This is a genomic window from Pseudomonas sp. RGM2987 (assembly GCF_022952855.1).
GTDB lineage: Bacteria > Pseudomonadota > Gammaproteobacteria > Pseudomonadales > Pseudomonadaceae > Aquipseudomonas.
In genome coordinates this window covers 24,780-35,385 of the sequence record NZ_JALJDX010000167.1, presented here as the reverse complement: position 1 = coordinate 35,385, position 10,606 = coordinate 24,780, and the positions used below count along the sequence as shown (strand labels likewise).

The window sequence follows — 10,606 nt, the reverse complement described above, 5'->3', positions numbered from 1 at the left end:
TCACCGAAGCGGCGACCATGGCCATGATCGCCACGAAGGACTCCATGAGCATGCCGCCGTAGCCGATGTAGCGGGCGTTGGTTTCGTTATCCAGCAGCTTGGGCGTGGTGCCCGAGGAAATCAGCGCATGGAAACCCGAGACCGCGCCACAGGCGATGGTGATGAACAGGAACGGGAACAACCCGCCCTTCCACACCGGCCCCAGGCCGTTGGTGAACTGGGTCAGCGCCGGCATTTTCAGCTCGGGCATGGTGACCAGGATGCCGATCGCCAGGGCGATGATGGTGCCGATCTTGAGGAAGGTCGACAGGTAGTCACGCGGCGCCAGGATCAGCCACACCGGCAGCACCGCCGCGACGAACCCGTAGCCGATCAGCATCCAGGTGATCTGGATCCCGGTGAAGGTGAAGGCCTTGGCCCAGACCGGATCGGCGGCGATCTGCCCGCCCAACCAGATCGACCCCAGCAGCAACAGCACACCGATGATCGAGATCTCGCCGATGCGGCCCGGACGGATGTAGCGCATGTAGACACCCATGAACATCGCGATCGGGATGGTCGCCATCACCGTGAAGATCCCCCACGGGCTCTCGGCCAGGGCCTTGACCACGATCAGCGCCAGCACCGCGAGGATGATGATCATGATCAGGAAACAGCCGAACAGCGCGATGGTGCCGGGGATGCGGCCCATTTCCTCGCGCACCATGTCGCCCAGGGAGCGCCCGTTGCGGCGGGTGGACAGGAACAGGACCATGAAGTCCTGCACCGCCCCGGCCAGCACCACGCCGGCGATCAGCCAGAGCGTGCCGGGCAGGTAGCCCATCTGCGCGGCCAACACCGGCCCGACCAGCGGCCCGGCGCCGGCAATGGCGGCGAAGTGGTGACCGAAGAGGATGTGTTTGTTGGTCGGGACGAAGTCCAGGCCATCGTTGTTGAGCACGGCGGGTGTGGCCCGGCGCGCATCGAGTTGCATCACGTTGTTGGCGATGAACAGGCTGTAGTAGCGGTAGGCGACCAGGTAGATCGCGACGGCTGCGACGACGATCCAGAGGGCGTTGATTGCCTCGCCTCGACGCAGGGCCACGACGCCCAGGGCGCATGCTCCCAGGACGGCCAGCAGGAGCCAGGGTACATGGCGCAGCAGGCTATTATTGTTTGTCATTTTTATATTCCAGCCAGGGTGGACAAGAAGGTCAGCCATCGGAGTTTAGCGCTAACCGTCGCAAAGGCCATACCCGACATTGGTCTGTCACCGGCCGAACGGTGACGATGACGCGCCAGTTGGGTCTATAGTCAGTGAATCTTTAGAGGGAATGCGTAATGAGCGAACGTCGCCGCTTCGTACGAATCGAATTTCATGCACGGACTGAACTGAGCCAGGGAGCCTTTATCTGGCCAGTGAAACTGCTGGACCTGTCCCTCAAGGGCCTGCTGATCGAAAAGCCCGAGCCTTGGCTTGGTAACCCCGAAGAACCCTTCATGGCCGACATTCACCTGAGCAATGAGGTGCATGTGCAAATGGAGGTTCGCCTGGCCCACGACGACCACGGCCACCTGGGCTTCGTCTGCGAGCATATCGACCTGGACTCCATCGCCCACCTGCGTCGGCTGGTAGAGCTGAACCTGGCCGACCATGATGAGCTGGAACGGGAGCTGGCGGCGTTGATCCAGATCTGAATCGACAGAATCCCTGTGGCGAGGGAGCTTGCTCCCGCTGGGCTGCGCAGCAGCCCTGAGTCCAACAACCCGGTGTGTCAGAAGAACTGAGTCAAGTTTTTTGGGCCTGCTTCGCAGGCCAGCGGGAGCAAGCTCCCTCGCCACAAGGAATGCGTTATTCGAACAACGCATCCAACGCCTGTTCCAGGCGTGTCACGGCAATGATCTGCAACCCCACCGGCGCTTCCTTAGGCGCATTGCCCTTAGGCACGATGGCGCGTTTGAAACCATGCTTGGCCGCCTCCTTGAGTCGTTCCTGCCCGCTGGGCACCGGCCGTACTTCGCCCGACAACCCCACTTCGCCGAACACCAGCAGGTCGTGGGGCAGCGGCCGATTGCGCAGGCTGGACATGACCGCCGCCATCAATGCCAGGTCGGATGCGGTCTCCAGCACCTTGACCCCGCCCACCACGTTAAGGAAAACGTCCTGGTCGTGGGTTGGAATGCCACCGTGTCGATGCAATACGGCGAGGAGCATGGCCAGGCGGTTCTGATCCAGGCCCAAGGTAACCCGACGCGGGTTCGCCAGGTGGCTGTCGTCCACCAGCGCCTGCACTTCCACCAACATCGGGCGGGTGCCTTCCCACGTCGCCATGACCACGCTGCCCGGTACTTCTTCCTGGGCACGCGTCAGAAAGATCGCCGAAGGGTTGGAGACTTCTTTCAGGCCCCTGTCAGTCATGCCGAACACGCCCAGTTCGTTGACGGCGCCGAAACGGTTCTTCACCGCCCGCAACAAACGCAGGCGACCATCGGATTCACCCTCGAAATACAACACAGTGTCGACCATGTGCTCCAGGACCCGCGGGCCCGCCAGCGCGCCTTCCTTGGTCACGTGGCCCACCAGGAAAATCGCCGTGCCGCTCTGCTTGGCGTAACGCACCAGCAGCGCCGCGCTTTCGCGCACCTGGGACACGCCGCCCGGGGCCGACTGGAGTTGCTCGGTGAAAATCGTCTGGATCGAGTCGATCACCATCACCTTGGGTTTTTCCAGGCGTGCCGTGGCGATGATGGTTTCGATGCAGGTTTCGGTCATGACCCGCAACTGGTCCTGCGGCAAGCCCAGGCGCCGGGCGCGCATGGCGACCTGTTGCTGGGATTCTTCACCGGTGACGTACAGCGCCGGCATGCGCGTAGCGATGTTGCACAAGGTCTGCAGCAGGATGGTGGACTTACCGATCCCCGGGTCCCCGCCGATCAGCACCACCGAACCGTCCACCAGACCGCCACCGAGCACGCGGTCCAGCTCACCGGAGGCGGTGGAAAAGCGCGGGATTTCCTCGACACTGACTTCGGCCAGGGTCTTGATCTGCGCCTGCTGGCCGGCCCAGCCCGTACGACCGGTGGGCGCCGCTGCGCCGCCGCTTTCTACCAGGGTTTCGGTCAGGGTGTTCCAGGCCCCGCATTCACTGCACTGGCCGGCCCATTTGGGAAAGGTCGAGCCGCACTCGGTGCAGCCGTACATGCGCTTTGCCTTGGCCATCTGAACTCCCGGGAAAAATCGCGATGATAGCCCAGGCGGAGGTCAGCGCGGGGCCGGCATTCTGATTTCACCCTTGGCCAGATCCGCCGCGGTATTGCCCAGCGGGTCGGCAGCGTCCAGGTCGGCGCCCTTGGCTTTCAAGGCATCCAGCAACTCGGCACGCTTGAACAGGCCGGCGTACATCGCCGCAGTCTGCCCGGCCGCGTTGCGTTGGTCCGCACTGCATTCGGTGGACAACAAGCGGCGGGCGATCTGCACCTCGCCTTTGAAAATGGCGCCCATCAGCGCCGTGTTGCCACGCTTGTCCTGGGCACAGGCATCAGCGCCTGCGGCCAACAGCCGTTCCACGGCAGGCCCTTGGCCGTGATAAGCCGCCAGGATCAACGCCGTGTAGCCTTTTTCATCCTGGGTATCGAGGGCGTAACCGGCCTCGATAAAAGTATCGAGCATCGGCACGTCGCCCCGACGGGCGGCGTCGAAATAATAGTTTTGCAGTTGTTCCCGTACGGCAGCCGGGTCGGCAGGCACAGACTGATCGGCCAGCACGCCCGCCGACCAGATCGCAAATAGCGACAATAGAAATATACCTTTCATGACATCTCCCTAAGCACGCTCCCACAGGGAATCGGGGTTAAGCAAATCCTGAGGCCACACAAAGCCAATGTGGGAGCGAGCCTGCTGGCAATGGGTTAGTCGGTCAGTTTTTCCGCCAGGGCCTTGACCCGAGACAGGTCGCCCTTGGCGACACGGGCCACGCCAGTGCCGTACTCAGGGTCAGCCTTGTAGAGGAACGAAAGGATGATGTGCTTGCTTTCATCATCGGTGCTCACCAGGGAGCCGCCGAAGCTTTCGATCAGGTCATTGCGTTCTTTCTGATTGAAGGAACGGTACAGATCACCGGCCTGCTTGAAGTTCTGCTCACGCTGGATCTTCGCCTGCTGGGTACTGCCGCTCAGTGCAGTCTGGCTATAGCGTGCCGCCGGCTGCTCGTCGCGAGGCACCAGCCGGCTCGGCTGATAATTCACGCCGGTGCTGGTGCTGCCAGGGTTCATCGCACCGTCCTGGTTACCGTTGTTCACCGCCACTTTGGGTGCGTTGATCGGCAATTGCAGGGCATTGGCGCCCAGCCGGTACATTTGCGTATCGGCGTAGGAGAACACTCGTCCTTGCAACAGGCGATCTTCCGAAGGCTCGATGCCAGGAACAAGATTGGCGGGGGCCATTGCCACCTGTTCAGTCTCCTGGAAGACATTCGCCGGATTGCGGTTCAAGACCATCTGCCCGACTTTGCGCTCCGGTACACCCGGCCAGATCTTAGTGGCATCCAATGGATCGAAGTCGAACTTCGCCAGCTCTTCGGGCTTCAACACCTGGACGTACAGGTCCCACTTTGGGAAGTCACCCTTGTTGATATGGCTGACCAGATCGTTAGTCATATGACTGTAATCTTGCCCTTGAACTTTCACGACTTCTTTCGGATCGAGATTTTTCAGCCCTTGCAAACTTTTCCAATGAAACTTCACGTAGTGAACTTCGCCCTTGGCATTCACCAACTTGTAGGCATGCACACCATTACCATCCATTTCACGGTAACTGGCCGGCGTACCGGAGTTGGAATACAGCTCGGTCAGCGTGCGCGTCGCCTCGGGAACATGGGAGAAGAAATCGAAACGCCGTGAATCGTCGTCCAGGTTGGTCCGCGGGTCGGGCTTGAATGCATGGACCATATCGGGAAACTTGATGGCGTCGCGGATAAAGAAGGTCGGGAAGTTGTTCCCCACCAGATCCCAGTTGCCGTCGGCGGTGTAGAACTTGGTGGCAAAGCCACGAGGGTCGCGCAGGGTTTCCGGGGAATGATTGCCATGCACCACCGCCGAGAAACGCACGAACACCGGCGTGGCCTGGCCTGCGGCGAAGACTTTTGCCTTGGTCAGGTCACTGAGGTCGTTGGACACGGTAAAGGTGCCATGGGCGCCGGTGCCCCGGGCATGCACCACACGCTCCGGGATCCGTTCACGGTCGAAGCGCTGGAGCTTCTGGATCAACTGCACGTCTTGCAGCAAGGTCGGGCCGTTGGGCCCGGCCGTCTGCGAGTTCTGGTTGTCGCCGACCGCCGCACCATTGTCCCGGGTCAAGGTCGCGGCGTTGACGGAAAAGGACAGCAGGCCCGCGGTCAGTGCAAAAAGGGCACGACGGTGGGAAAAAGTCCCGCCGCCAAGGGAAGTATTCATAGACATTTCCTCTGATGTTGTAGGGCGCATCCGTGTGCGCCTTCCAGAGGCTAGTGCTCGAAAATCCAAAACCTAAATAGAAATGCCGTACCGCTCCGATAGAAAAAACGTTGTGGGGAATTAACGCTAGACCCAGTATCACGCGCGATTGATGGCACTTTGTAAACTTTTCAGCAGGCATCGGGTCGATAACTGAAGCTTTGTAAGCAGGCGTTTCAAGCGGGACGCGTTTGGCTGAATTACACTGCCACTCAAACTCAACTGTCACAAGGAACAACAACTCATGGGCGTGCTAAGCGAGTTCAAGGCCTTCGCGGTCAAAGGCAATGTCGTCGACATGGCCGTCGGGATCATTATCGGTGCCGCTTTTGGCAAAATCGTCTCGTCTTTCGTGGGCGACGTGGTCATGCCGCCCATCGGCCTGTTGATCGGCGGAGTGGATTTCAGCGACCTCGCTATCACCCTCAAGGCCGCCCAAGGGGATGCACCCGCGGTGGTGCTGGCCTACGGGAAATTCATCCAGAGCACCATCGACTTCATCATCGTGGCGTTCGCGATTTTCATGGGTGTCAAGGCCATCAACCGCCTCAAGCGCGAAGAGGCTGTGGCGCCCAGCGCCCCTCCGGTTCCGAGTAAGGAAGAGTTGCTGCTGAGCGAGATCCGTGACCTGCTCAAGGCGCAGAACGAGCGGCCCTGAGCCCGCCTCAGAAGCAAGCTCGGCCTCTCAGATCTGTGGCGAGGGAGCTTGCTCCCGCTGGGCTGCGGAGCGGCCCCGGCTCTTTGCGATTGCTGCGCAATCGAGCGGGAGCAAGCTCCCTCGCCACAGGGGATCGCGAACCTCGGCGCTCCCTGCTACCAATAGTTTTCCACCGCCACCTGGCCCGGCCGACGCGTGAGACTCAATTGCAGCCCCCGGGCCTTGAGCAGCTTGCGCGTGTCGTCGATCATCTGCGGGTTGCCGCACAGCATCACCCGTGAGTGCTCCGGCGTCAGCTCTATGCCGACCGCACGCTCCAGCTCGCCGTTTTCGATCAAATGGGTGATGCGCCCATTGAGCGCCCCCGGATGTGCCTCGCGAGTGACCGTCGCCATGAAGCGAAGCTTATGGGCGTGCTCCGCCAGGTACTCGCGCTGGGCCAATCCGTCGATCAGCGCCTGATACGCCAGCTCACAGGCCTCGCGCACGCTGTACACCAGGATGATCCGTTCGAATCGTTCCCAGACGTCGAAATCCTGGAGTATCGAGAGAAACGGCGCAACGCCCGTCCCGGTGGACAACAACCATAAATCACGGCCATCGACGAAGCGGTCCAGGGTCAGGTAGCCGAAGGCCTGGCGCTCCACCAGCAGGCTGTCGCCCGGTTCCAGGCGACTCAGTTCACTGGTGAACTCGCCCTGCGGGACCACGATGGAAAAGAACTCGAGGAATTCGTCGAAGGGTGAAGACACCATCGAATAGGCGCGCCAGACCGTGCTGCCATCGGCCTTTTCTACGCCCAGCCGGGCGAACTGGCCGGCTCGAAACCGAAAGCCGAGATCCCGGGTGGTGCGTAACGTAAACAAATGAGAGGTCAGGGGCTGGACGTCGAGCAGGGTCTGGCGGGTGAACTTTTCTTCGCTATCGCTCATGGGCCACTCCAACAAGACAAGGGCTACAGTGTCCCGCAAAGCGAGTATTTTCACCACCTGGAACCATTAGTAGCACTTTAATAGCAACTCACAACTCAACCACTTCATTCTTTTACCAAACTTATACAAACCCACGACACGTGTAACGGCTAATGTTTCGAAATATTTATCCATCATTGTATCAGTCTAAAAAAAACCACCCGAAGTTAGGAATAGTCCTACACTGAATTTTCGCATCATGGATTGGATCCGCATGGACGAATCAACCCAGGAGACAGCGATGGACAAGTGGAAGGACTTGCAACTGAAGAAGTTATCCTGCGAAAAAGATTTGCAGACGGCTTATCGCCTGGTCCTTAATTTCTTTAACAATCAAGGGTTTGAATACTGTGCATTTGCAACCTATCTCGGCAGCCCGGACAAACACACCGGCAAGGTGAACCTCAATAACTACCCTTATGGATGGGACAGGTTTTATGAACAGAACGGTTATGCTTCGAAGGACCCAGTAATAGCACATTGCAATCAATCAACACTGCCGATCTTATGGAATGAGAGTGTCTTTGCCCGGACACCCAAGTTATGGCGCGAACTTAATCGACAGGGACTCAAATACGGGTGGACCCAGGCGATCCATGATGAACAGGGCGTACATTACAGTTTGTTCAGCCTCGCAAGGACTCATTGCGCCATCGATATAGAGGAGCATTACGGCAATCTCGGCTACGCCATCTTTGCCAGTCAGCGGCTGCATGTCCTGGCCACCAGGAAGTTATCCGACGCCAGCACCGTCGCGCATAAATGTCATTTATCACCCCGGGAAATCGAAGTGCTGCGCTGGTCCGCCGAAGGCAAGACGGCATCGGAAGTGGGCAGGATTCTGTGTCTTTCCGAGCGGACCGTGAATTTCCATGTGTGCAGCTGCATGCGAAAACTGAATGTCAGCAACAAGATTTCAGCGGTGGCCAAGGCAGCCCAGATCCATGTGATCTGAACGGCCCGGCAGCCATGAGGAGCGGAAAACCTGCGAGTAATGTGCAGCAAAAAAACGTACCATTTACGGCTCCACTTGAATGATGACGCTGCTTGCGCGCGACGCAGTTCATTCAAGCGGTCCCGCACAGACACCTTCACCCAGGCCGCGGGACTTTCGTTGATCTCCAGAGCCCCCAGCCATGCCTTTGCTTGACAGCCCCTTCGCCCAACTCGACCTGATCCGCCAACCTGAACAGCAGAACGAACCGCTGCAAGCCTTCGATGCGGCCGATGAGTACCTGCTCGCATACCTGGCAGAACAGCAACCCGCCCCAAAGACCCAAGTGCTGGTGCTCAACGATGGCTTCGGCGCCCTGGCAGCCAGCCTGGCCGGCAAGGTGGCAGTACTCAGCAGCAGCGATTCGTTCCTGGCTTTGCAGGCGCTGGAGAAAAACCTGGTGCGCAACGGACGATCCTTCGATGCGGTGCCCACGCTGCCGGCGAGCGAGCCGCTGAACGGGCCTTTTGATCGGGTCTTGATCAAGGTGCCGAAAACCCTGGCCCTGCTGGAGGAGCAACTGATCCGTCTGCAAGGCCAACTGGCGCCCGGCGCCCAGGTGATTGCCGCAGCGATGATCAAACATCTGCCCCGGGCTGCCGGAGACCTGTTGGAGCGCTACATCGGCCCGGTGCAGGCGTCCCTGGCGGAGAAAAAAGCCCGGCTGTTGATCGCCACCCCAGCGGCCATCGCACCGGCCATATCGCCCTACCCGACCCGCTATTGGCTGGACGAACCAAAGATCGAACTGCTCAACCATGCCAACGTGTTCTGCCGCGAAGGGCTGGACATCGGCACCCGCGCCTTCTTGCCACATCTGCCGAAAGACCTGGGCCCGGCCCGAGTCGCGGACCTGGGTTGCGGCAACGGCGTGCTGGCGATTGCCAGTGCGCTGCACAATCCCGAGGCCCACTACACGCTGGTGGACGAGTCCTACATGGCCGTGCAATCGGCCGGCGAAAACTGGCGGGCGGCCCTGGGCGAACGCGAAGTGACGGTCCGCGCCGGCGATGGCCTGGCCGGGCAGCCGCCGCAGTCACTGGACGTAGTGCTGTGCAACCCACCCTTCCATCAGCAACAAGTGGTGGGCGACTTCCTGGCCTGGCGGATGTTCCAGCAGGCCCGCGAAGCGCTGGTGGTGGGTGGGGCGCTGTACATCGTCGGCAACCGGCACTTGGGCTACCACAGCAAGCTGGCGCGGTTGTTCCGCGGCGTCGAGCAAGTGGCCGCGACCCCCAAATTCGTGATTCTCAAAGCTCGTAAATAGATCGTTCTGTGGGAGCAAAGCTTGCTCCCACAGGCCTTGCTCCCACAGAGCAATCAGTGGGTAGTCAGGCCTGCAGCGTTCATGAACATCCGCATCAGGCTGGCGACGACAAACAACGCTAGGACACTGCCGGCCCAGATCGCCGCCAGCCAGCCGAGCCGCTGCCAGAGCGGTTTCCGTTCGGCGGCCTCGATGTCTTTCAGATCAGGTTTGGCCATTTTCATCGCCTCGCAGTCGATCAATGGTAACCGTCGTCATGGGTCACCTTGCCGCGGAACACGTAGTAGCTCCAGAAGGTGTACACCAGGATCAGCGGGATAATGAACAAGGTACCCACCAGCATGAAGCCCTGGCTCTGGGGCGGCGACGAGGCATCCCAGATCGAGATCGACGGCGGCACGATGTTCGGCCACAGGCTGATGCCCAGGCCACTGTAGCCGAGGAAGATCAGCACCAGGGTCAGGATAAACGGTGTGTAGTTGGCGTTGCGGGCCACCGCGCGGAACAGTCCGTACATGGTCACCAGCACCAGGATCGGCACCGGCAGGAACCAGAACAGGTTGGGCAGGGTGAACCAGCGCGCCGCGATGTCGGCGTGGGCCAGCGGCGTCCAGATGCTGACAATCCCGATCACCGCCAGCACCACGAACGCCAGGGGCCGTGCCAAGTGGTGCATCTGCTCTTGCAGCTTGCCCTCGGTCTTCATGATCAGCCAGGTGCAGCCGAGCAAGGCATAGGCGGCAATCAGCGCCAGACCGCAAAACAGGGTGAACGGCGTAAACCAGTCCAGGGATCCGCCGGCGTACTGGCGATTGACCACCTCGAAGCCATCGATGAACGCCCCCAGCGCCACGCCCTGGAAGAACGTGGCCGTGAGCGAACCGCCGATGAAGGCCTTGTCCCAGAGGTGGCGCTTCTCGGCCCGGGCCTTGAAGCGGAACTCGAAGGCCACGCCACGGAAAATCAGGCCGATGAGCATCAGGATCAGCGGCAGGTACAGCGCCGACAGGACTACTGAATAGGCCAGCGGGAACGCCCCGAACAGGCCGGCACCGCCCAGTACCAGCCAGGTTTCGTTACCGTCCCAGACCGGCGCCACGGTGTTCATCATCACATCGCGGTCGCGCTCGCCCTTGACGAAGGGGAAGAGAATGCCGATCCCCAGGTCGAAGCCGTCCATGATCACGTACATCATGATGCCGAAGATGATGACCACGGCCCAGATCAGTGGAAGATCAATACCCATG

General features: G+C 60.3%; 11 protein-coding genes. 4 read left to right on the top strand and 7 right to left on the bottom strand.

Annotated features, from left to right (window positions below):
• A partial coding sequence (locus tag RGM2987_RS08515) for a carbon starvation CstA family protein (protein ID WP_280639866.1) occupies positions 1 to 1,162 on the bottom strand: 1,162 nt, incomplete at its 3' end.
• Positions 1,163 to 1,320: 158 nt separating this feature from the next.
• Here RGM2987_RS08515 and RGM2987_RS08510 point away from each other — a divergent pair.
• The gene (locus tag RGM2987_RS08510; protein ID WP_245139738.1) at positions 1,321 to 1,677 is read left to right on the top strand and encodes a PilZ domain-containing protein; all 357 of its coding nucleotides are present in this window, start codon (positions 1,321 to 1,323) and stop codon (positions 1,675 to 1,677) included.
• A 154-nt stretch (positions 1,678 to 1,831) separates the two neighbouring features.
• Here the strand turns inward: RGM2987_RS08510 and radA are convergent, their stop codons facing one another.
• From radA to katB, 3 genes are all read right to left on the bottom strand, one after another.
• A complete protein-coding gene (gene radA, locus RGM2987_RS08505; RefSeq protein WP_245139736.1) occupies positions 1,832 to 3,199 on the bottom strand; it encodes a DNA repair protein RadA in 1,368 nt (455 codons plus the stop codon).
• 42 nt (positions 3,200 to 3,241) lie between these two features.
• Entirely contained in the window at positions 3,242 to 3,793 is a 552-nt protein-coding gene (locus RGM2987_RS08500; RefSeq protein WP_245139733.1) for an ankyrin repeat domain-containing protein, read from the bottom strand.
• A gap of 95 nt (positions 3,794 to 3,888) precedes the next feature.
• A complete protein-coding gene (gene katB / locus RGM2987_RS08495) occupies positions 3,889 to 5,430 on the bottom strand; it encodes a catalase KatB (RefSeq protein WP_245139729.1) in 1,542 nt (513 codons plus the stop codon).
• A gap of 283 nt (positions 5,431 to 5,713) precedes the next feature.
• Here katB and mscL point away from each other — a divergent pair, with 283 nt between their 5' ends.
• A complete protein-coding gene (gene mscL / locus RGM2987_RS08490; protein WP_245139727.1) occupies positions 5,714 to 6,127 on the top strand; it encodes a large-conductance mechanosensitive channel protein MscL in 414 nt (137 codons plus the stop codon).
• Between the two features lie 155 nt (positions 6,128 to 6,282).
• On the opposite strand, the gene RGM2987_RS08485 is transcribed toward mscL, so the two are convergent.
• Positions 6,283 to 7,059 (bottom strand): ferredoxin--NADP reductase, encoded by a 777-nt coding sequence (locus RGM2987_RS08485; protein WP_245139725.1) that lies wholly within the window; start codon positions 7,057 to 7,059, stop codon positions 6,283 to 6,285.
• Between the two features lie 253 nt (positions 7,060 to 7,312).
• Between RGM2987_RS08485 and RGM2987_RS08480 the strand changes: the two genes are divergently transcribed.
• Together RGM2987_RS08480 and RGM2987_RS08475 are read left to right on the top strand one after the other, a co-directional pair.
• Complete coding sequence (locus RGM2987_RS08480) at positions 7,313 to 8,053, top strand: autoinducer binding domain-containing protein (RefSeq protein WP_245139722.1); 741 nt, start codon at positions 7,313 to 7,315, stop codon at positions 8,051 to 8,053.
• A gap of 181 nt (positions 8,054 to 8,234) precedes the next feature.
• Positions 8,235 to 9,359 (top strand): class I SAM-dependent methyltransferase, encoded by a 1,125-nt coding sequence (locus tag RGM2987_RS08475; protein ID WP_245139720.1) that lies wholly within the window; start codon positions 8,235 to 8,237, stop codon positions 9,357 to 9,359.
• 53 nt (positions 9,360 to 9,412) lie between these two features.
• Here the strand turns inward: RGM2987_RS08475 and RGM2987_RS08470 are convergent, their stop codons facing one another.
• Positions 9,413 to 9,583 carry a DUF2474 domain-containing protein gene (locus RGM2987_RS08470; protein WP_245139718.1) on the bottom strand — a complete coding sequence of 57 codons (171 nt, stop codon included), beginning with the start codon at positions 9,581 to 9,583 and terminating at the stop codon, positions 9,413 to 9,415.
• A gap of 14 nt (positions 9,584 to 9,597) precedes the next feature.
• Entirely contained in the window at positions 9,598 to 10,605 is a 1,008-nt protein-coding gene (gene cydB, locus RGM2987_RS08465; protein WP_245139716.1) for a cytochrome d ubiquinol oxidase subunit II, read from the bottom strand.
• Between the last annotated feature and the right edge of the window lies 1 nt (position 10,606).

Coding starts and splice junctions, on each gene's coding strand:
- RGM2987_RS08510 (WP_245139738.1), top strand. CDS start 1,321: ATGAGCGAACGTCGCCGCTTCGTACGAATCGAATTTCATGCACGGACT.
- radA (WP_245139736.1), bottom strand. CDS start 3,199: ATGGCCAAGGCAAAGCGCATGTACGGCTGCACCGAGTGCGGCTCGACC.
- RGM2987_RS08500 (WP_245139733.1), bottom strand. CDS start 3,793: ATGAAAGGTATATTTCTATTGTCGCTATTTGCGATCTGGTCGGCGGGC.
- katB (WP_245139729.1), bottom strand. CDS start 5,430: ATGAATACTTCCCTTGGCGGCGGGACTTTTTCCCACCGTCGTGCCCTT.
- mscL (WP_245139727.1), top strand. CDS start 5,714: ATGGGCGTGCTAAGCGAGTTCAAGGCCTTCGCGGTCAAAGGCAATGTC.
- RGM2987_RS08485 (WP_245139725.1), bottom strand. CDS start 7,059: ATGAGCGATAGCGAAGAAAAGTTCACCCGCCAGACCCTGCTCGACGTC.
- RGM2987_RS08480 (WP_245139722.1), top strand. CDS start 7,313: ATGGACGAATCAACCCAGGAGACAGCGATGGACAAGTGGAAGGACTTG.
- RGM2987_RS08475 (WP_245139720.1), top strand. CDS start 8,235: ATGCCTTTGCTTGACAGCCCCTTCGCCCAACTCGACCTGATCCGCCAA.
- RGM2987_RS08470 (WP_245139718.1), bottom strand. CDS start 9,583: ATGAAAATGGCCAAACCTGATCTGAAAGACATCGAGGCCGCCGAACGG.
- cydB (WP_245139716.1), bottom strand. CDS start 10,605: ATGGGTATTGATCTTCCACTGATCTGGGCCGTGGTCATCATCTTCGGC.